Source organism: Candidatus Pelagibacter bacterium nBUS_25, from assembly GCF_051200975.1.
In the GTDB taxonomy this organism is placed as follows: Bacteria; Pseudomonadota; Alphaproteobacteria; order Pelagibacterales; family Pelagibacteraceae; genus Pelagibacter.
On the sequence record NZ_CP172846.1, the window covers coordinates 309,378 to 329,769 of the forward strand.

Below are 20,392 nucleotides of genomic sequence, written 5' to 3' on the forward strand. Positions count from 1 at the left end.
TTAAAAAGTTTTATTCAATTATTTTTTTCCAGGTACCCAATCTGTGCCAGCTAGAGGAACTCTTGCCATAGCAGCAGCTTCAACTGTTAGGGCAGCTAGATCTTCAGGTTCTAAGTTTCTAACATCTGATTTACCATTAGCTCTAGCTAACGTTTGCAACTCTAGGGTTAAAGTTGTTAAATAATTTTTAATTCTTTTACCAGCTTCAATTGGGTTTAATCTTTTTTCTAGTTTAGGATCTTGTGTTGCAACACCTACTGGACATCTTCCTGTATGACAGTGATGACAATAACCAGGTTCGGTTCCAAGTTTTTTATAATCTTCAACATATAGGTCGGCATTACAGTTTAAAGCCATCATTGCAGCAGAACCGATTGATACAGCATCTGCACCCATTGCCATTGCTTTTGCAACATCTGCACCAGTTCTAATACCACCTGAAACAACAAGCTGAACTTTTCTATGCATATTTAATTCTTTTAAAGCATCAACGGCTTCTCTTAATGCGCCTAAGGTTGGAATTCCAACATGTTCAATAAAAACATCTTGAGTAGCAGCTGTTCCACCTTGCATTCCATCAAGTACAACCACATCTGCACCAGCTTTTACAGCTAATGTAGTATCGTAAAAAGGTCTTGCAGCTCCAACTTTTATATAAATTGGTTTTTCCCAATTTGTAATTTCTCTAAGTTCTTGAATTTTAATTTCCAAATCATCTGGGCCAGTCCAGTCAGGGTGTCTGCAAGCACTTCTTTGATCAATTCCTTCTGGTAAGGTTCTCATTCCCGCAACTCTTTTATTAATTTTTTGACCAAGCAACATTCCACCACCACCAGGTTTTGCACCTTGTCCAACTACAACTTCAATAGCGTCTGCTTTTCTTAAATCATCAGGATTCATGCCATATCTAGAAGGTAGTAATTGATAAACTAAATATTTTGAAGAACCTCTCTCTTCTTGTGTCATACCACCATCACCAGTAGTTGTTGAGGTTCCCATTGCAGATGCTCCTCTTCCTAAAGCTTCTTTTGCATTAGCACCGAGTGCTCCAAAACTCATCCCAGCAATTGTAATTGGAATATCTAGTTTGATCGGTTTTTTTGCAAATCGATCTCCTAAAATAACTGAAGTGTTACATGTTTCTCTATAACCTTCTAATGGATACCTGGACATCGATGCGCCTAAAAAAACAAGATCATCAAAATCAGGAACTTTTCGTTTAGCACCCAATCCTCTTATTTGATAAATCCCTTCGTTTGCTGCTCTTTGAATTTCTTTTATTGTAGAGCTTGGAAATGTTTTAAATTCTTTAAGATCTTTTTTCATATTTAGTATGCACCCACATTATCAATTTTAAAATTATATAAATTTCTAGCAGAACCATATCTTTTAAATTTTTTAGGATCTTCTGAAATATTGAGTTTTTTAAATAGTTTTGTTAATTCATCTATATTCTTTTTATCCATTTTCTTTTCCACACAATCTGCACCTAAGCTCTTAACTTTACCTTTTACAAATATCTTGGCTTCATAAATAGAGTCTCCAAGATCTGCATCTGCATCACCCATTACAACTAAATTACCTTTTTGTGCCATAAAAGCTGACATATGGCCAACAGAACCTTTAACTACTATATCAATTCCTTTCATTGATATCCCACATCTAGAGCTTGCATCTCCTTCTATAATTAAAGCACCCCCATGACCTGTCGCACCAGCTGATTGAGAGGCGTTACCTTTAACAACAATTTTACCTGACATCATATTTTCAGCGACACCAGTTCCAACGTTTCCATGAACTGTAACAGTTGCTTTTTGATTCATACCTGCACAGTAATATCCTGTATGACCTTTGACTGTTACATCAATATCGTCTTTCAAACCTGCACATATAGCGTGTTGTCCTTGAGGGTTTAAAATTTCGAATTTTCTAGTATTTTTTTTTCTATCAACGTTTTGTAGATGTTGATTTACTTCTCTTAAAGTTTTTTTGTTTAAATCAAAGTTCATAAATTACCAGTGATATACTACACCAGGTTTTGGTTCAAAAATTTTTGCTGAATTTACATTTGGAAGATGCGCCATAGCTTGAAACTCAGATGCAACTGCAACATAATCTTTAGTCTCAGCAACAACAGCTGGCTTACAAGCAATTTCATCTCTTAACAATGCAAAGCCATCTTTTGTGCCTGCAATAAAAGTATAAAAACCATCTAAATCTTTTAAACTATTCTTTAATGTTTTTTCTAAGCCTTTACCTTTTGATATTTGATTTGAAATATATCCAGCTGCAACTTCAGTATCATTTTCAGAATTAAAGCTTTGACCATCTTTTACAAGAGATCTTCTTACATTGTTATGATTTGATAAGGAGCCATTATGAACTAAACATTCATCTTCCGATGTAGAGTAAGGATGTGAACCTTGTGTAGTTATTGCACTTTCGGTTGCCATTCTTGTGTGACCAATTCCATGCGTACCTGAAAAAGAGGATAATTTAAATTTTTTAACAACATCTTTTGGGTTACCAGTTTGTTTGAAAATATTTATACTTTTTCCGTAACCTACTAACGATACTTCTGAAGTCTCTTTTTTTAATAAATCTAATATTTTAGAGGGTTTTTCGTTAGTTTCTAAAATAACATGATCCGCATAACTAGTTAACTTAATCTTCTTTATAAATTTTGATATTTTCTTTTTGAAATCTTTTTCTTTTATTTCATTAAGACAGATAGAATATTTAAAAGTATTTTTATTTTCTTTCGTGTAAATCGCAAAACCTGCACTATCAGGTCCTCTTGTTGCCATACCATCTAACATTCCAGATAAAAATTTACCTAAATGTTTTTCATATTTTTTTGTTTTTAAATAAATGCCAACAATCCCACACATAAGTTTTGGTTTAGTTTATTAAAGAAATTATAAAATCCTTATAGTAGATTAGATTAACTACTACAATGATGATAATGGCCGCTATCACTCCATATTTAGCTTTAGGGAAAGCTACCCCTCTCATTTTGCTAGGTCGAAGTTCTTCGTTATTTTTATCTGTCATATTTTTATCAAAAAAAAAGGGCGCCACAATTAAGTAGCGCCCAGATTTTTATATTATTTTACCAATCGGTAATATTACTTTTATAGTCATTTCCACCACGTCTTTTTCTAGCTTGTTTGGCGAGTTTCTCACTCTCCGAATTGCCAGTTAAAACGTGCCAGCCTATCCACAAAACAATACCAAGTACAACTAGTAAAGTTTCGCTAGAACCAGCTCCCGGATAAACTGCTCCGACAACCTCTTTAGCACTTAAATGATCTATCCAGTTTGTTACTGTAGCCATATTTTTCTCCTTTACCTAGTTGAAGAGGAGACCGCTTTTTCAGCTTCTTTGTCATCCTCCATCATTTCATAGTCTAGTCCAGCTATTTCTACTTCACGTGGTATTCTTAATTTACCAAAAGCGCTTAGTATTTTAGCTATGACATAGCCTGGTATTAGTCCAAGAACTACGAACATTATTATTGCTCCTAGAAATTGTCCTAATGGGTTAATAGATGCGTAAGTTGATCCGTCCCACATAGCGCCAACACTGTATCCAGATGATGGGTAACCATTTAAAACAAATCCACAAATCACAAGACCAACAAAACCAGCATAACCATGTACTGCTACAGCACCAACTGCATCATCGATTTTGAACTTACGTTCAACCCAGTAATGTAGTTTGTATGCAATAACAACACCGATCATACCAATGATCATTGCTTGAATTGGATGATATAAATCATTTCCAGCTGAAGCACAGATGACACCTGCTAGTCCACTTGAGTAAGTCCAGAAAGGATCACCTTTAGCAATCCAGTATCCAGCTAATAACCCACCTGATAATGACATCAAGAAGTTAAAAGTAATACCACTAAGTGTAGTAGGGGTTACATATATATTTGTAGCTGTCCAGTATGTTACACCTTCCATTCCATATTCAGGTCCAAGATCAAATATCGGTATATTACATGCCGCATAAAATCCCCAGAAACCAGTATAGATTAAGAATAATCCAACTGTAACTAACCAAGGGTTTCTTGGCCCTATATTTCTTGGCTCACCACTTGATGAGAATTTTCCAATTCTTGGTCCTAAAACCATAAGAACACCTAAAGCAAATCCACCCGCAATTGCGTGAATTACTCCTGATGCATAAGCATCGTGATATCCTAAAATTTTTAGCATCCAGCCATCAAAGTGCCATCCCCAAGCAGCATCAATTACCCAGAAACACGAACCTATTGCAATTGCTAAAATTCCAAATGCAAAAGTTGTAATTCTTTCAATGATTGCTCCTGAAACAATAGAAGCAGCTGTCCATGAAAATAGTAAGAACGCAGCCCAGAATACACCACTTATGTGGTCACCTAAATTAATAGCCATGAATTCTGAGTTAGCCAAATACCATTTAGCACTAAAAGTACTTTCATCGGTTATCAATGCAGCACTTTCATTCATTATTGAAGGTGCAATTCCAGGTCCTGTTGGAAATGCCCAGTAAATCCACCAACCAAAGAAAAACCAAGTTACTGTTACCAAAGGTATCAGCATTGTATTTTTCATAAGAGTATGTTGGTGATGTTTGTATCGAGAAGCTCCAACTTCATACATACAGAAACCGACGTGAATTAAAAACATCAGTACCACTGTTACCCAGTAGTAAAATTCTGTAAATATGGTTGTAAGAGCACCTAACTGATCAGTCATAATCTCTCTCCCATATTAGTTTATTGAACCCTATAAAATTTTGTAAGGTGTGACAAACAAAACAATGCTTAAAAACCTAGCGTGAACACTAGGTTTTTAATTAAATATCAACTTAAGATTGTTTTATTAGAATTTTAAGTAAGCTTTTTTCAAATCAACAAGAGGATGTTTTGGAGACATTTGAAACTTAACCAAAAGTTCTCTTGCAATCATATCTCTATCTTGTTGGTTGTTAGGAAGTTTAATAGATTTTGGAATAGTAACCCAGCCATTTGCGTTTCTACAAAATACAGCTGGTTTTCCTTCTTCATAACCCATATGAACATCTTCTAACCAGTTAAGATCATCCCAACCCATAGCTTCTACATATTTTTTAAGAAATGGAGTAATTCTTTTATAATCAGGAAGTAAGTTTACATCATATCTATAACCAATATGTTGGCCAATTAGTTTTTCTCTTGCTGTTTCTTTAAAAGTACCAAGCTTTAGTTTTTTCTCTTTTTTAACTTTGCTTTTTGCTTTAGTTTTTTTTGTTTTTTTCTTAGCCATAGTTACCTCTATATTTTGTGATAGTTATCAACACCAACTGTATAGTTTGTTCCAGCTAATGGAACTTTTGCTAAAGCAGATGCTTCCGTAGTTAATGCAGCTAAATCTTCAGGCTCTAAAGAGTGAATATTAGTTTTACCACATGCTCTTGCTAAAAGTTGAGCTTCTAACGTCATTGAATGAAGATAGTTGTAAACTCTAAGTGCAGCATCATCAGGATTTAATCTTGCTCTTAGTTTAGGGTCTTGTGTTGCAACACCAACTGGACAACGACCAGTATGACAGTGATAACATTCACCAGCTTTTACACCCATTTCTTTTTCAAAGTTAGCTTCTGGGATATCTTTATTACAGTTTAAGGCGATCATTGATCCAGTACCTATTGCAATTGCATCAGCACCTAACGCTAAAGCTTTTGCCATATCAGCACCATCTCTTACACCACCCGCATAAATTAAAGTAACTTTTCCAGTTTTACCTACATCGTCGATTGCTCTTCTTGCTTCTCTGATAGCAGCTATTCCTGGAATACCAGTATTTGCAGCTGCGATATGAGGTCCTGCACCAGTTGAACCTTCCATTCCATCTAAGTAGATAGAATCTGGATCACATTTTGCAGCCATACGAACATCATCATAAACTTTTGATGCACCAAGTTTTAACTGAATTGGCACTTTGTTTTTTGTTAATTGTCTTAATTCTTCAACTTTTAAAGCTAAATCATCTGGACCTAACCAGTCAGGGTGTCTAGCAGGTGATCTTTGATCGATACCTGAAGGTAATGATCTCATCTCAGCTACTTGGTCAGTTACTTTTTGACCCATTAAGTGTCCACCCATTCCAACTTTTTGACCTTGACCAATGAAAACTTCAATTCCATCTGCAAGTTGAGCGTGATGTGGATTAAAACCGTATCTTGATTGAATACATTGGTAGTACCATTTTTCAGAATATCTTCTTTCATCAGGTATCATTCCACCTTCTCCTGAACAAGTTGCACTACCAGCCATAGTAGCTCCTCTTGCTAAAGCAGTTTTTGCTTCATAAGAAAGTGCTCCAAAACTCATACCAGTAATGTAAACAGGTATATCAAGTTCAATTGGGTTTTCACATCTTGGTCCAATTACAGTCTTAGTTTCACATTTTTCTCTGTAACCTTCGATTACAAATCTTGTAAGTGTTCCAGGTAGAAAAACTAGATCATCAAATGTTGGAATTTTTTTCATTAATGCCATTCCACGCATTCGGTATCTGCCTAACTGAGATTTGATATGAATATCGTCTATTACCTCAGGAGTAAAAATAGCATTATGACCTAATAAACTTTTATTTCTTTTCCCATCTTCATATGCATGAACGTCTGCTTTTCCACCAACGCCCTTACCATTTTTTTTTGTTTTTTTCTTAGGCATTAAATTGCTCCTTTCTTCTCTGTAGGTTCTAAATTATCGTAATTCCAAAGTTTTTTACCAGCTACAATTTTTTTCATTTTACTTACATCAAAATTTTCACCGATTTCTGCAACTTTTAATTTTCGTTTTAACCAGTCTTGGTCACTTTTTGAAAGATCAGCATCAACAGCATCACTACCATATGAGCCAATACTTCCGCCAACAAAAATAGTACCATCATACATAGAGTCACCTAAATTTATTCCAACATCCCCAAGAATAATTATTCTACCTCTTTGCATCATGAAACCTGTAAATGCACCAGCGTCACCACCAACAATAATAGTTCCACCTTTCATATCAATACCAGTTCTAGCACCAACACTACCTTTGCAAATTAAGTCTCCACCTCTGATAGCTGCTCCAAAACATGATCCTGCATTTTTTTCGATTACAACTTTACCAGCCATTAAGTTTTCAGCACAAGACCAACCAACTCTACCATTAATTCTAACAGTAGGGCCATCACATGAACCCATACCAAAATAACCTAAACTTCCTTCAAAAATTAAGTTTAATTTATTCAAAATTCCAACACCTAAACTATGTTTTCCTTGTGGGTTTTTAATAACAATAGTTCCATAACCTTGACTCATTAAATTATCGATTTCCTTATTAGCTTCTGGAGCCGACATATCTTTTACATCAAGATCTGTTCTTTTATTGAAATCAACATCATAAGTACCAAAGTAATAAAAGTTTTCAGCTTCATCAGGGTTAAAAAACTTTTGTTGAGTTCTTCCTGTTAAAACTTCGCTGTGCATACCCATTGACTGGGCTTTTGATTTTTTCTCGCTTGTTTTTAGATTTGCCATACTTTTACCTCTCCATCAAATGGATCATATGTATCAATTTCTTGCGGTAAAACTGATCTGATCGCTATTTCTTCTGAACCCATTGCAACTAAATCATCTGACTCGTAGAGCACTAGTGGCTTTGCTGCCATAGTATCTTTTGCCATTCCTAACGAGTCGCTTGTTGCAACAAAATAAGTGAATACTCCATCAAGTCCTGTTAAAGAGTCTCTCATACCTTCTTCAAGACTTGCTCCTTCTCTCATTTTTTGAGCAATATAAACTGCGATTAATTCTGAGTCACACTCAGACATAAATCTCATGCCTTTATTCTCTAATGCTCTTCTATTGTTCCAATAATTTGTAAGCTGTCCGTTATGAACCACTGATACATCGCTAAAAGGATAACCCCAAAAAGGGTGTGCTGATTTAATATCAACACCAGATTCTGTTGCCATTCTAGCATGACCAATTGCATGAGTTCCAACAAGTTTATCTAATGAATATCTATCACAAACTGCTTTAGCATTTCCAAGATCTTTAATTACTTCCAACGATTTTCCCATTGAAAGAATTTCAACTCCTGGGATACTTTCAATTTTTTGAGAAAAATCTAATAGATCTTTTTTATCATAAGAAATTTCATATCTTAGTGAATAGGGTAGAGTTCTTTCCTCTTTAAGAACTTTAGCCCCTAACTCTGCTAAATATTGATCTACTATCTTTTTTCTTTCATCGTAAACTGAAACATCTTCCATAATTGATGAACTTCCTTCACCAACATTTTCTCCAACTTTGAAACGCATGATAAAATTTTTACCATCTGTATCACCGTATAGAGCGTAACCTGTTGAGTCTTCACCTCTATGCTTTAATGCTTGAAGCATGCCTTGTAATTCACTTCCAACATTTGAGGATTTTCCTCTATGAATTAAACCTGCAATTCCACACATATATTTTACCCCTTTTATTTATTTTTAAGACCTACGGTAGACAATCAAGATAAGTGTCCAGATCCCATTGAGTTGTTGCACCTAAAAATCTTTCCCATTCATCATTTTTATACCAATGAAATACTTTGTACATTTCATCTGGCATAGCTGATTTAATAACCTCATCCTCAGCTAAACGGTCAAGTGCTTGACCAAGACTTAAAGGTAATTTTTTAACTTCTTTACCAGCTGCTTGAGCTTCGTACATACTTCTAGACTTTGGTTTTCCTGGATCAATGTTGTTTGATATCCCATCTTCGAAACATTTTAATAATCCTGAACCCATCAAGTAAGGATTATGCATCGAGTCAACTGAACGATATTCAAATCTTCCTGGTGCTGATACTCTTAATCCACAAGTTCTATTTTGATATCCCCAGTCTGCATAAACTGGTGCCCAAAAACCTGTATCCCATAATCTTCTATAAGAGTTTACTGTTGATGATCCGATAGCAGTCAAAGCACCCAAGTGCTTCATAACACCACCAATAGCTTTTAATCCAACTTTACCTGGTAACTGGACATCTTTAGTATCTGGCATAAAAGTATTTGTTCCACCCTCAACATAAGTAAATACTTCGTCCATTGCAGGGATAGATTTATGAGATAATTTATTAACTTTATCTTTTCCACCTTTCCACAAAGACATGTTGGTGTGACAACCACTTGCAGACACACCCATAAAAGGTTTTGTCATAAAGCAAGCAATCAAATTAAATTCTCTAGCAACTTGAGCACAAATTTGCCTATAAGTTGAAAGTCTGTCTGCATTTCTTAAAACATCATCGTACATCCAGTTTAATTCTAATTGACCTGGTGCATCTTCATGGTCACCTTGAATCATATCAAGACCCATGGCTCTTGCATATTTCATTACTTGCATGAAAACAGGCCTTAAAGACTCAAATTGATCTATGTGATAACAATAGGGTTTAGAAAAACCTTTGCCAGTTGGCGTTCCATCCTCATTTTTAGTTAGCCACATCATTTCTGGTTCAGTTCCAACTCTTAACTGATATCCATGTTTTTTCTTAAATTCTTGAGCGTGAATTCTTAGGTTTCCACGGCAATCTGAGGTTAAATGAGCACCTGGATTATCTCTTTCTTCTCTGTTTCTAAAACAAGTAACAAATACTCTTGCAACTTTTTTATCCCAAGGCAACTGACAAAAAGTTTCTGGATCTGGAATTCCAACTAATTCTTTTGCTTCTGGACCATACCCAATATAATTTCCGTGACGATCAACAAATAAGTTTGCTGTTGCACCATAAACTAATTGAAATCCTTTTTCACAAGTTCTTTCCCAGTGATCAGTAGGAATACCTTTACCTACAACTCTTCCAGTAACAGAAATAAATTGAAAAAAAATATATTCAATACCAAGTTCATTAATCTTAGCTCTAACTTGCTTTACTAACTTTGCTCTACCTGGTTGATTAACGTGTTTGTCTAGATCAGTCATTATTTTCATCCCCCAATGAATTTTATTTATTCAAAGTTAGCTGAAAAACTTATTAGTGTCTAGGCTTGAAGTTTAACTCCAAGGGAACGGACTGTTCGATGTAGGGTGAAGTTCACCTTTCTCGTAACGGTTGAATCTAAACGGTTTCAATAAATCACTCTCAGTACCAAGAATTTCTTTTGCAACAAGTTCACCCACACCAATCATTTTATAACCGTGATTAGCATCAGCAATCATGTAAACGTTTTCTAAAAATCTATCAAAGATTGGAAATGAGTTCTGGCGTCATACATCCAAGACCACCAGATGGTCCTTTTCTATAAAGATCTGATTTACCTTCAAATCTTTTTTGGCAATGAGCTAATGCAGAACACCACATATCATTAAATGCTTCAGTAGTTTGAAATTCTGGTGAGTTTAAACCGTATGGATCTACATTAACTTTATCAAAATGTTTATCAACTATGTATGGAGAAGTTCCACCTTGAACTCCCAAACCTTCAATATCAGGTTTATAATAAATTCCCCAAATTTCTTCTGTAATTAATTTTTTTGTTTTGTCTGAGTACAATGGCGCAGTAGAGTCAACGTGGATTACTGGTGGTTGTTTTCCATTATTCATCTTTAAAAAATCTGGCTCAACACCAATTACACCTTCTTGAAGCATCCAATATGTCCACATATCAGTTTCGTGAAACTTACCATCTTTGTCTTTAATATTAGCTTTCTTAGGAAGTTCTAACATGTTCCAAAAGTCTCTAGCCCATGGACCTGCTCCAACAACTACTTGTTCACACTCTATTGTACCTTTGTCAGTTTCAACTCCTGTAACTGCTTTACTATTACTACCTCTTTTAAATCCTTTAACTGTTACACCCTTCATAACCTGGACTCCATTTGAAGTAGACTTGTCTTCAAGTGCTCTAATTGAGTCTTTATTAAATGCGTACCCACCTTTTTTTTCATGAAGAACTGAAGTAATGCCTTGAGCTTGCCAATCATCAAACATACCTTTCATGTAATCCATGCAATCTTTTTCACCTTCAATAAATTCTGATTCGTAACCAATTGCTTTTTGTTGTTCATAGATAGTTGCAACATCTTCGTGCATTACTTCTGGTGAAATTTGTAAATAACCTACTGGGTTATATTTAAATGCTTTAGGATCGCTCTCCCAAACAGAAACAGAGTGAGCCATTAATTCTCTCATAGCTGGTTGGAAGTAATTATTTCTAACAACTCCACAAGCAATACCACTTGCTCCAGCTGCAATATCTTTTTTTTCAAGAACTACAATGTCGCCAGGATTTTTATAAGTCTCTGAAAGTTTCCAGGCTGTACTTAAACCGTGGATACCACCGCCTATAATTACTACTTTTGCTTTTGATGGTAATGTTGACATAACAAAACACTATTTTTTGAAACAAGTAATTAATATAATTTTTTATAGAACTAAAAATTATATATAAAATTTATATATTTTAAAAAATTTCAAAAAAAACTGGCTAATAACTTATGTTTTTTAAGGTGGTTAAATAATCATTAAACTCATTAATAAAGGACTCGCTTGGCATAATATTTTTTATTCTCTGATCAGTTGAAGTTTTTTCTAATCTAAAGAATCCTTTTTCACAAGCTTCGGTAATTATAAGAGCTGATTTTGGCCGAGAGGTTTTAAATAGTTTTGTTTTAAGTTCCTCAACAGATAATTTTTTATTTTCTTTGTATGCCGACATTACTAATAGCATCATATGATAGTGAGAAGGTGATTTTCTAAAAAAATAGTTGCTTGATGTATGGGATTGTTTCATCTGATCTTCCCAAAAGTTTAATAGAGTTTTTTTATCCTTAGGCATTAAATTTATGCTCTTACTCTAGATTTTGTTGGATCGTAGAATGGAAAAGCAATAACCTTAGCACCAATTCTTTTTTGATGACCATCTAGTTTCCCTATTTCAACTTCAGTTCCAATTTCAGAATATTTTACATCTATTCTACAAAGAGCAATATTCTTTCCAAGTTTTGGAGAAAGCATAGCACTAGTTATGACGCCAATTTGTGCACGACCTATGTGAACGCAGTCTCCGTGAACCGCTGGTTCGTGGCCGACTAACTCTAGTCCTACTAATTTTTTTTGTGGATTTGCTTTTCTCTTAATTAATTCTTCTTTGCCGATAAAATCATCTTCTTTTGTTTTAAGTGGAACGGTAAAACCAATTCCAGCTTCAAAAGGATCTGTTTGATCATCAAATTCATAGCCATAAAAGATTAGTCCAGCTTCAATACGAACCATGTCTAAAGCCTCTAAACCAAGCGGTGTGATATCAAACTCTTTTCCTGCTTCCCAAACTTTATCCCAAACTTCAGCGGCATCTTTTGGATGGCACCAGATTTCGTATCCAAGTTCACCAGTGTAACCTGTTCTTGAAATAACAATTGGTGTTCCAGTTTCATGATCTATTCGTGCAATATTAAATCTAAACCACCCAAGTTCAGTTATTGATGGCTGAATTGGAGCTGTCCAAACAAATTTTTCTAAAATTTTTCTGCTATTAGGTCCTTGAACAGCAATATTATGAATATGATCCGTAGCTGATTTGATCCAAACTTTATAGTTTTTCTTTTTAGCTTGTTCTTTTAACCATTCACCACTGTACTCATCTCCACCAATCCATCTAAAGTTATCCTGTCCAAATTTAAATAAAGTACCATCATCTAACATGCATCCATTTTCATAACACATAGCAGTGTAAACAACTTGTCCAACTGATAGTTTTTTAACATTTCTTGTTAAAGTATATTGCATTAGGTTTTCAGCATCTGGTCCTAAAATTTCAAATTTTCTTAATGGCGAAAGATCTGTTGCTATCGCACTTTCTCTACATGCGTTATATTCTTTTATCGTTCCAGAATTTGTAAAATTATTAGCTAGCCAAAAACCTTTATATTCAACAAAGTTTCTAGTTAGTTCAGATGTTTTTTTATGAAAACCTGTCTCTTGAGTAAGTTTTGGTTCAGCGTCTGTTTTCATTCTAAATGCAATTGCTTTTGAGTATTTTTCATTCTTTGCATAAGTTCTAACAAATATATCTGTAGGGTTCCAGCCATTTGCAGCATCAACATCACAAGGACAAGCGGATGAAACACATGTTAAATCTTTCAGAGCTCTGAACAAAACATAATCACCAGGTCTTGACCAGGGTTCATCAAATGTTGCAACATTATTTGCATCTATTGCTGTATTAAAAAAAAGATTTATAGCTGACCAACTTTTTCTAGCATTAACATCATATTTTTCTAATTCCTTATTAAAATTATCAGTACAATTAATATGACCCATGTAACCCAAATCTTCGTAGTATTTTGAAGTACAGGCTAGATTAAAAGTATCATGTCTTCCAACAGTATCTCTAACCACTTCAACCATTGCCTCATGATCACCATCATAAAATTTTGAAAATAAACCTGGACCAGGGTAAGCGCTACCCATAAAAGTTCTAGTTGCTTTATCATCAATAATACTTTCAACACCATCATTTAATTTATGAGTATCAAAAGCTAAAAAATCAGAGCATTGCCTTCCTCCTGTATCAATTATTTGAATATACTCCCCAGCTTTAACTTCATAAGTTTCTGCAGTTCTTCTTTTAACAAGTTGCTCAACTAATGGATCACTTAAAGGATCAGGTAAAATAAATTGCTCTTCTGTTTCTGAAAATTGGGCTTTATTTAAAAAGATTGTTAGATCAGTTGGTGGATTTTGTTCGTGAACATTGAGAGGATTACCAGGTGCTGCAATCAAAACAAAACATTTATCTTTTGCTAATAAAGTTATTTTTTCTCCCATTACACAATCTTCATTAAAAATAATTGAAGACTTGGCTTTATTTAATTCAAAGCTCTTTTTTTTGAATATTTTCGAAATTTTTTCATCATTAGCTATAGCTCTTTTTGAAAAATCTGCGTTTGAATTTTCTTTTAAATTTAATATTGATAAATCTGATTTCCCCTTGGAATTAAAAACAATTATTTCACAAACTTGTTTTCCTTCATCATTAATAATTTCGATTTTATCTTCTTGAGAAACTTCAATTACAGATAAACCGCCACCCTTAACATAATATCTTTCAACTCCTGGTGGTAAAACTCTTAATCCAGGATTTTTGATATTATAGCTAGTTCCTAACATCTACAGTGCTTTTTTAATATTTTATTAACCATAATATAATCATAGGGGATTGACTATAAATTTAATAAGTGAGAACATACTTTATTAAACTTAATATTAAGGGAGATAGAATATGAAGAAGAATCAATTGCCGATAATAATCGGTGCGGTCGTAATAGTTGTTGCCGCAATTTTTTTCATGCAAGGTGGAGACAAAACTGCCAAAAAAGGTGGTGATAGTGCTCAACCAATAATTATTGCTACTCATAACTGGTCAAGTCAAATTGTAATGGCTCATGTTATTGGTGGAATTTTTGAAAGCATGGGTAACAATGTAAGTTACGTAAATACAGACTCACAAGCTGTTTACGAATCAATTCGTATTGGTGATGTAACTCTAGCACATGAAGTATGGGAATCTGCTTTTGGTAAATCATTCACTACAGCACTAGACAAAGGTGGAATTGTTGATTGGGGTGATCACGAAGCAAGAACTCTTGAAGATATGGGATATCCTAACTGGGTTACGGATAAGGATTTATGCCCTGGGTTACCAGATTGGACTGCTTTAAAGAATCCAGACTGTGCTGCAAACTTTGCAACACCGGATTCAGGTGGAAAAGGAAGAATGTTAGAAGGTCCACAAACTTGGCACGGAGATTTAATACCTCAGAGGGTTGATGCTCTTGGGTTAGGAGATCTTTGGACAGTTAAATTTGCTGGAAGTGCAGATGCACTTTGGGCAGAACTTAAGGCTGCTGAGAAAGAAGGAAGAGGAACTATAATATTCAACTGGACTCCAAACTTTACGGATGGAAAAGGTTTCACATTTATTGACTTTCCTCCATATTCTGCTGGTTGTAGACCAGAAGATGGTGGTGATGGAAAATGTGGATCTCCAGATGGTTATTTGAAAAAAGCTGTAAATGAGGATTTTCCTAATACTCATCCAGGTGCAGCTGCAGTTTTCAAAAAAATGTCATTTTCAACAAGTCACATCGGAGCAATGGCTGCTTTAGTTGATGAAGATAAAATGACACATGAAGATGCTGCAAAAAAATGGTTAGCAGACAATAAAAGTGTTTGGGAACCATTTACTAAATAAAGTAAAAAAATAATTGTAAAATCTCCCCCAACAAATTTGGGGGGGATTTTTTTATGTAAGTAAATCTAGTGAAGTTTCAAATTATAAATTTTATTAAAAAAATGACGAAGTGCTCTATTTATATATTTTTAAGCCTGTTTATTTTTAATTTATCCTTAGCAAAAAATATCGACATACAAGAAGATATTGAAATTGGTTATGTATGCGAGCTAGAAAAAAAAATACTTAAGAACTCAGAGTATAATTATAAAACTTTTTTAGCAAAAGATTTAAATGAAAAAAATTTAGATCAATTAAAGATTGATGCAAAGCAACCTGAAAAACTTTCGATTAATGGATTATCAGTATTTCTCTCTGAAAATACAAAGTTTGATGTAAAGGTTGTTAATAAGGATATAGTTTTATTTAAAGCTTTTGATAATGACAAAAATTACTCCGAGTCTGGTATAATTAATAGAAAATCGGGTGAATTAGTTCATGAAATTACAAAAGATTTAAAAAGTGAAAATTTTGAAAAGGATATTTTTTTTTATGTATGTAGCTAAAATGAAAAAATATATTTTTTATATAACTTTGAGTTTTTTAATCGCAACTTTAGCATCAGCTCGAAAAACAGGCTGTGAAGGAGACTGTGAAAATGGTTTTGGTAAATGGACCTATACAGACAAAACAACTTATGAAGGAAATTGGGTAGGAACACAAAAACATGGACAGGGTGTTGAAACTTGGCCCAATGGATACATTTATAAAGGTGAATTTAAAAATAGTGAATGGAGTGGTCAGGGAGTTTTAACTTTTCCAGACGGCTCTATCTACGAAGGGGAATGGGCCAACGGCTTTATGAATGGAAGGGGTAAATTTATTTGGTCTGATGGAAAAGAAAAAGTAGGAATTTGGAAAAATGGCAAAATACAAGAATAATTATGATTGATAGATATTTGAATAAATTTAAAGGACTGTTGCCTGAGCCTATTCAACAATTTGGTGGTCTTGTTTTATTAACATTTATTGTAATTTTTTCTTTTGGTATTTTAAATATTTTTTTTGGTCAAGGTGAAGAACTGGTAGAAAAAATGAAAAAGGAAGAAGCAAGAATTGCTGAGGCAAACAAACTAAGTAAAATAATCTCCACACTACCATCTGGTATTTTAACTTTTTATGAAGGAAGTGATCATTACAAATTATCTAAAGAGCAATATGAAACAGTATGCAAAATAACAAAAATTATCCCCCAACGAGCTGTTATGGGTGCGAATTTAATAAATTTTAAAGCAAAGCAAATATATACTACCAATGGCAATCAAATAGCCAAAACATTTGTAAATTGGGATAAAGAAAACAGCAAGTGTATTGCTGGTTTTGTTTTAAGTGGAAGCATGAATGGTGGGGAAAAAGAGAAAATTACTGTTAGTGGAGAAGTTTTAAATTTTTTAAGCACAGGAATTGATACCAGAGTTTATTTTATTAAAAATTTTTAAAGGAGGAAAACAATAAATTGAAATAATATAAAAAGTGTATTTTATTTTTATTTCGTATAACTTATTAAAACAATATGACCAATACTGTTATCAAATGTGAGTCTGTTTACAAAATTTTTGGAGCAAATGCAGAAAAGATGCTTCAAGAAGCAAATGGAAACGTTAATGCAAAAACATTTCAAGAAAATGGATGTATAGTTGGAGTAAATAATGCTTCCTTTGAAGTCTCAAAAGGAGAAATGTTAGTTGTAATGGGTTTATCAGGCTCTGGAAAATCAACTTTATTAAGATGTATTTCAAGATTAACAGACGCAACAGGTGGAAAAATTTTTATTGAAGGTCAAGATTTACTTTCATTAAATAATAAAGAGCTAATAGATATTAGAAGAAATAAAATGGGGATGGTATTCCAAAGTTTCGCATTACTTCCACATAAAACAGTTTTAGAAAACATTGCATTTCCTCTTCAAATAAAAGGAATTGAAGATCAAGAAAGCATAAATAAAGCTATGGACATGGTTAAACTTGTTGGCCTTGATGGAAGGGAAAATTATTTTCCAAGAGAACTTTCTGGTGGGCAACAGCAAAGAGTAGGAATCGCTCGGTCTTTAGCTGTTGAACCTGATATCTGGTTTTTAGATGAACCGTTTTCAGCATTAGATCCATTAATTAGAAAAGAAATGCAAGATGAGTTTTTAAGGCTTCAAGAAAAATTACAAAAAACAATTATGTTTATTACTCATGATTTTGATGAAGCATTAAAGCTTGCCGATCGAATTGCAATTATGAAAGATGGAATAATAGAGCAGCTTGATACACCAGCAAATATTGTTTTAAATCCAGCAACTGAGTATGTCAGAAAATTTACCGAAGAAGTTCCTAGAGAAAAAGTATTAAAGATAGAAGATATTATGGATAAACCCCATAATGAAAATTTAAGTGAATTAAAAGTTTCAAAAGATGAAATAATTGAAAATGTTGCTGAAAAGATTTTAAACCAAGAAAGATCTGTTGGTGTAATAGATAAAAATAATCAAATTGTTGGAACTGTTCATCCTTCAAAAATAATTAATACTGTGTTTGGTGGAAAAAAAAATAATGATTAAAATATGGAATTATTAAAAAAATATCCAAAGTTATTTCAATGGCTATTTTTGTTGATTGTATTTTTTTCACTATGCTTTGCAATTGACGTCCCAGAAACTTACAAATTTATAAGAGGCCAAGCAGAATTTATTAAAGACCCAAATCAAAGTACCTACACACTGTTTGGTGCAGAAGTAAGATATTATGCATTTGATGTTTTTTGGAGATTACCACCTCTTTTGGGATGGTTGCCTATTTGGATAAATGACTCTTTATTTTTTTTGATGAATGAGTGGATGCCAATGGAGTTTTGGAATGAAAATACTCAATCATACAAAACTAGGCCTTTAGTTCTTCAATTAACACGAAATATAACAGCGTTTATGACATTTCTAATTGAACTAATTAGAGAAGTTATATTAGGAGGAGTTCAAACAGTTGTAGCATTTACTAGTTGGGATTGGATAGGAGCAAATCCATGGGCAAAATTACCAGGTTTACCTTGGACCATTGTTGCAGCGGGAGCAGTAATACTTGGTTATAATTTGAGTGGAAAAGGCTTAGCTTTATTTGCTGGTATAGTCATGATTTATATTTCCATATTTGGCCAATGGAAACCATCAATGCAAACTCTCTCTTTTATATTGGTTGCAGCACCACTATCTTTTATTTTTGGTTTGGGTCTAGGTATTGCAGCATTTAAAAGTAAACGAGTTGAAAAAGCTTTGTATCCAATACTTTTAGTTATGCAAACTATGCCTCAATATGCTGTATTAGTTCCTGCAATTGTTTTATTTGGTGTAGGCGATCATGCGGCTGTAATCATAACGATGGTTGTAGCAGTTCCACCAATGATATTATTAACTTTACTAGGCCTTAGAGGTATACCTCCTGAAGTTATTGAAGCTGGTAGAATGAGTGGATGCACAAATTCTCAACTCATGTTCAAAGTATTAATTCCAACTGCAAGAAGAGATATTTTAATAGGAGTAAACCAAGTGATTATGGTGTGTTTCTCTATGGCTGTTATTTCAGCTTTTATCGGTGCGAAAGGTTTAGGGTTTAATTTGTTACTTGCGCTAAACCAATTAAATATTGGATTAGCACTTGAGGCGGGTTTGTGTATTAGTTTGATTGCAATATTATTAGATAAATTATCTTTAGCTTGGGCAAATAAACAAATCGATTATTTTGGTAATCTAACTTTTTTCGAGCAACACAAAAATAGTATTTTTTTTGGTGGCGCAGTATTAATTGGAATTATACTTGCTTTTGTGGGTTCTTTTTTCTTTAAAGAGGGTTTTAATTATCTATATGAAATTCCACACAACAAAGGAATATCAACAGCAGATTTTTGGAACAAAGGTGTTGATTGGGTTTGGGATACTTTCTTTCAAACTTTAAAAATATTTAATACCTGGTTAATTACAGAAGTTCTTCAGCCAATGAGAGCTTTATATTTAAGGATGCCAGCTGTTGCTACTTTAGTTTTAGTTATTGGTGCTGGTTATATAATTGGTGGAATACGTTCAGCTTTCGTAGTGGGTGGATTAACATTATTTATAGCACTTAGTCCTTGGTGGGATAGAGCTTTAGTAACCACTTATATGGCAACATTTGGCGTAATTATTTCTTGTGCTATTGGCTTCACAGTTGGAACTTTATGTTTTCAAAACAAATATACTACTAATTTTATGTTGGGGGTTTGTGATATTTTTCAAACTTTTCCTTCATTTGTATATTTGATTCCGGTAATGATGCTTTTTGGTGTTACCGATACATCGGTATTAATCGCAGTAATCGTCTATGCAACGATACCCGCAACAAGGTACACAATTGAGGGATTAAGAAGTGTTCCAGCTTCATTGCATGACGCCGGCTCAATGTCAGGTGTAACGAAACTACAAAGATTGATGAAAATAGAATTTCCATTAGCTTTTCCTCATATGATGCTTGGTTTAAACCAAACAATTGTATTTGCTTTATTTATGGTAATTATTGGGGCATTTATTGGAACAGAGGATTTAGGACAATATATCTTAAAAGCCCTATCTGATAAAAAGGGTGCTGGAATAGGATTAACGCTTGGTGTTTGTGTAGCTTTTATAGGTTTGGTGTTTGATCATTTAATTCGAACATGGGTAGATCAACGAAAAAAACACTTGGGCATCAACTAGGATAAATACTCGACCTCAGAAAAACGATCTGTTGGAAAAATCCAATAAAATTCTAAAGTTTCTTTTCCGTTATTTTTTAAAGCATGTTTTGCATTCCCGGCTATATAAACTACATCACCTTTCTTAATTTCTTCTAGCTCACCAGACTTATTTAATGTTCCACTACCATTAGTCACCACATATATCTCTGCGGGCGAATGATAATGTAGAGTTAAATCTCCTCCTGGGGCTATTTCAGCAAAACCAAGAGAAAGTCCAGAACTTTCTGTATAGTCTGCATCTATTAAGAATTTCCATCTTACACCTGGATATTTCTCAGTTGTTTGCCATTTTTGATCAGAAATTGATTTAAGATTTTTTACAAACAACATATCTTTAAAA

Annotated in this window: 19 protein-coding genes and 1 pseudogene; 6 read left to right on the forward strand and 14 right to left on the reverse strand. The window is 33.9% G+C overall.

Annotated features, from left to right (window positions below):
- Window positions 1–18: 18 nt before the first annotated feature.
- The 13 genes and pseudogenes from ACIJYH_RS01585 to ACIJYH_RS01645 form a co-directional block, all read right to left on the reverse strand.
- The gene (locus tag ACIJYH_RS01585; RefSeq protein ID WP_435163491.1) at window positions 19–1,326 is read right to left on the reverse strand and encodes an FMN-binding glutamate synthase family protein; all 1,308 of its coding nucleotides are present in this window, start codon (window positions 1,324–1,326) and stop codon (window positions 19–21) included.
- Window positions 1,327–1,328: 2 nt separating this feature from the next.
- Complete coding sequence (locus ACIJYH_RS01590; RefSeq protein ID WP_435163493.1) at window positions 1,329–2,009, reverse strand: protein glxC; 681 nt, start codon at window positions 2,007–2,009, stop codon at window positions 1,329–1,331.
- A 3-nt stretch (window positions 2,010–2,012) separates the two neighbouring features.
- Window positions 2,013–2,891, reverse strand: coding sequence for a class II glutamine amidotransferase (locus ACIJYH_RS01595; RefSeq protein ID WP_435163494.1), 879 nt, complete (start codon window positions 2,889–2,891; stop codon window positions 2,013–2,015).
- A 221-nt stretch (window positions 2,892–3,112) separates the two neighbouring features.
- A complete protein-coding gene (locus tag ACIJYH_RS01600) occupies window positions 3,113–3,337 on the reverse strand; it encodes a hypothetical protein (RefSeq protein ID WP_435086582.1) in 225 nt (74 codons plus the stop codon).
- A gap of 11 nt (window positions 3,338–3,348) precedes the next feature.
- The gene (locus tag ACIJYH_RS01605) at window positions 3,349–4,749 is read right to left on the reverse strand and encodes an ammonium transporter (RefSeq protein WP_435114365.1); all 1,401 of its coding nucleotides are present in this window, start codon (window positions 4,747–4,749) and stop codon (window positions 3,349–3,351) included.
- Between the two features lie 126 nt (window positions 4,750–4,875).
- Window positions 4,876–5,298 carry a hypothetical protein gene (locus ACIJYH_RS01610; RefSeq protein WP_435097812.1) on the reverse strand — a complete coding sequence of 141 codons (423 nt, stop codon included), beginning with the start codon at window positions 5,296–5,298 and terminating at the stop codon, window positions 4,876–4,878.
- Window positions 5,299–5,306: 8 nt separating this feature from the next.
- Window positions 5,307–6,710, reverse strand: a complete 1,404-nt coding sequence (locus ACIJYH_RS01615) for an FMN-binding glutamate synthase family protein (protein WP_435097815.1) — start codon at window positions 6,708–6,710, stop codon at window positions 5,307–5,309.
- Window positions 6,710–7,564: a GXGXG motif-containing protein gene (locus tag ACIJYH_RS01620; RefSeq protein ID WP_435090767.1), complete on the reverse strand. Its 855-nt coding sequence runs from the start codon at window positions 7,562–7,564 to the stop codon at window positions 6,710–6,712. Before ACIJYH_RS01620 ends, ACIJYH_RS01615 begins: the two co-directional genes overlap by 1 nt.
- Window positions 7,552–8,496: a glutamine amidotransferase gene (locus ACIJYH_RS01625; protein WP_435097818.1), complete on the reverse strand. Its 945-nt coding sequence runs from the start codon at window positions 8,494–8,496 to the stop codon at window positions 7,552–7,554. The genes ACIJYH_RS01620 and ACIJYH_RS01625 overlap by 13 nt, the downstream gene beginning before the upstream one ends.
- A gap of 31 nt (window positions 8,497–8,527) precedes the next feature.
- Window positions 8,528–9,997 carry a glutamine synthetase family protein gene (locus ACIJYH_RS01630; protein WP_435163496.1) on the reverse strand — a complete coding sequence of 490 codons (1,470 nt, stop codon included), beginning with the start codon at window positions 9,995–9,997 and terminating at the stop codon, window positions 8,528–8,530.
- Window positions 9,998–10,069: 72 nt separating this feature from the next.
- Window positions 10,070–11,399, reverse strand: a pseudogene (locus ACIJYH_RS01635) (NAD(P)/FAD-dependent oxidoreductase).
- A 103-nt stretch (window positions 11,400–11,502) separates the two neighbouring features.
- Window positions 11,503–11,853, reverse strand: a complete 351-nt coding sequence (locus ACIJYH_RS01640) for a hypothetical protein (protein WP_435163498.1) — start codon at window positions 11,851–11,853, stop codon at window positions 11,503–11,505.
- 5 nt (window positions 11,854–11,858) lie between these two features.
- Complete coding sequence (locus ACIJYH_RS01645) at window positions 11,859–14,186, reverse strand: DUF1989 domain-containing protein (RefSeq protein WP_435163500.1); 2,328 nt, start codon at window positions 14,184–14,186, stop codon at window positions 11,859–11,861.
- Between the two features lie 178 nt (window positions 14,187–14,364).
- On the opposite strand from ACIJYH_RS01645, the gene ACIJYH_RS01650 reads away from it, so the two are divergent.
- The 6 genes from ACIJYH_RS01650 to ACIJYH_RS01675 all read left to right on the forward strand — a co-directional run bounded on the left by ACIJYH_RS01650 (window position 14,365) and on the right by ACIJYH_RS01675 (window position 20,011).
- Window positions 14,365–15,270: an ABC transporter substrate-binding protein gene (locus ACIJYH_RS01650; RefSeq protein WP_435164226.1), complete on the forward strand. Its 906-nt coding sequence runs from the start codon at window positions 14,365–14,367 to the stop codon at window positions 15,268–15,270.
- A gap of 101 nt (window positions 15,271–15,371) precedes the next feature.
- Window positions 15,372–15,815: a hypothetical protein gene (locus ACIJYH_RS01655; protein ID WP_435163501.1), complete on the forward strand. Its 444-nt coding sequence runs from the start codon at window positions 15,372–15,374 to the stop codon at window positions 15,813–15,815.
- Between the two features lies 1 nt (window position 15,816).
- Complete coding sequence (locus ACIJYH_RS01660) at window positions 15,817–16,191, forward strand: MORN repeat-containing protein (protein ID WP_435163503.1); 375 nt, start codon at window positions 15,817–15,819, stop codon at window positions 16,189–16,191.
- 2 nt (window positions 16,192–16,193) lie between these two features.
- On the forward strand, window positions 16,194–16,748 hold the full coding sequence (locus ACIJYH_RS01665; RefSeq protein WP_435163505.1) for a hypothetical protein: 555 nt from the start codon (window positions 16,194–16,196) through the stop codon (window positions 16,746–16,748).
- A gap of 74 nt (window positions 16,749–16,822) precedes the next feature.
- The gene (locus tag ACIJYH_RS01670) at window positions 16,823–17,854 is read left to right on the forward strand and encodes a quaternary amine ABC transporter ATP-binding protein (RefSeq protein WP_435163506.1); all 1,032 of its coding nucleotides are present in this window, start codon (window positions 16,823–16,825) and stop codon (window positions 17,852–17,854) included.
- A 3-nt stretch (window positions 17,855–17,857) separates the two neighbouring features.
- The gene (locus ACIJYH_RS01675; RefSeq protein WP_435163508.1) at window positions 17,858–20,011 is read left to right on the forward strand and encodes an ABC transporter permease; all 2,154 of its coding nucleotides are present in this window, start codon (window positions 17,858–17,860) and stop codon (window positions 20,009–20,011) included.
- Here the strand turns inward: ACIJYH_RS01675 and ACIJYH_RS01680 are convergent.
- A complete protein-coding gene (locus ACIJYH_RS01680; protein ID WP_435097842.1) occupies window positions 20,008–20,382 on the reverse strand; it encodes a cupin domain-containing protein in 375 nt (124 codons plus the stop codon). The genes ACIJYH_RS01675 and ACIJYH_RS01680 overlap by 4 nt on opposite strands.
- Window positions 20,383–20,392 lie beyond the last annotated feature (10 nt).

Excerpts from the sequence above, each read along its gene's own strand:
- ACIJYH_RS01655 (WP_435163501.1), top strand. The coding sequence starts at position 15,372 with ATGACGAAGTGCTCTATTTATATATTTTTAAGCCTGTTTATTTTTAAT.
- ACIJYH_RS01595 (WP_435163494.1), bottom strand. The coding sequence starts at position 2,891 with ATGTGTGGGATTGTTGGCATTTATTTAAAAACAAAAAAATATGAAAAA.
- ACIJYH_RS01590 (WP_435163493.1), bottom strand. The coding sequence starts at position 2,009 with ATGAACTTTGATTTAAACAAAAAAACTTTAAGAGAAGTAAATCAACAT.
- ACIJYH_RS01660 (WP_435163503.1), top strand. The coding sequence starts at position 15,817 with ATGAAAAAATATATTTTTTATATAACTTTGAGTTTTTTAATCGCAACT.
- ACIJYH_RS01630 (WP_435163496.1), bottom strand. The coding sequence starts at position 9,997 with ATGACTGATCTAGACAAACACGTTAATCAACCAGGTAGAGCAAAGTTA.
- ACIJYH_RS01605 (WP_435114365.1), bottom strand. The coding sequence starts at position 4,749 with ATGACTGATCAGTTAGGTGCTCTTACAACCATATTTACAGAATTTTAC.
- ACIJYH_RS01585 (WP_435163491.1), bottom strand. The coding sequence starts at position 1,326 with ATGAAAAAAGATCTTAAAGAATTTAAAACATTTCCAAGCTCTACAATA.
- ACIJYH_RS01640 (WP_435163498.1), bottom strand. The coding sequence starts at position 11,853 with ATGCCTAAGGATAAAAAAACTCTATTAAACTTTTGGGAAGATCAGATG.
- ACIJYH_RS01610 (WP_435097812.1), bottom strand. The coding sequence starts at position 5,298 with ATGGCTAAGAAAAAAACAAAAAAAACTAAAGCAAAAAGCAAAGTTAAA.
- ACIJYH_RS01665 (WP_435163505.1), top strand. The coding sequence starts at position 16,194 with ATGATTGATAGATATTTGAATAAATTTAAAGGACTGTTGCCTGAGCCT.
- ACIJYH_RS01620 (WP_435090767.1), bottom strand. The coding sequence starts at position 7,564 with ATGGCAAATCTAAAAACAAGCGAGAAAAAATCAAAAGCCCAGTCAATG.
- ACIJYH_RS01600 (WP_435086582.1), bottom strand. The coding sequence starts at position 3,337 with ATGGCTACAGTAACAAACTGGATAGATCATTTAAGTGCTAAAGAGGTT.
- ACIJYH_RS01680 (WP_435097842.1), bottom strand. The coding sequence starts at position 20,382 with ATGTTGTTTGTAAAAAATCTTAAATCAATTTCTGATCAAAAATGGCAA.
- ACIJYH_RS01625 (WP_435097818.1), bottom strand. The coding sequence starts at position 8,496 with ATGTGTGGAATTGCAGGTTTAATTCATAGAGGAAAATCCTCAAATGTT.
- ACIJYH_RS01675 (WP_435163508.1), top strand. The coding sequence starts at position 17,858 with ATGGAATTATTAAAAAAATATCCAAAGTTATTTCAATGGCTATTTTTG.
- ACIJYH_RS01650 (WP_435164226.1), top strand. The coding sequence starts at position 14,365 with ATGCAAGGTGGAGACAAAACTGCCAAAAAAGGTGGTGATAGTGCTCAA.
- ACIJYH_RS01615 (WP_435097815.1), bottom strand. The coding sequence starts at position 6,710 with ATGCCTAAGAAAAAAACAAAAAAAAATGGTAAGGGCGTTGGTGGAAAA.
- ACIJYH_RS01670 (WP_435163506.1), top strand. The coding sequence starts at position 16,823 with ATGACCAATACTGTTATCAAATGTGAGTCTGTTTACAAAATTTTTGGA.
- ACIJYH_RS01645 (WP_435163500.1), bottom strand. The coding sequence starts at position 14,186 with ATGTTAGGAACTAGCTATAATATCAAAAATCCTGGATTAAGAGTTTTA.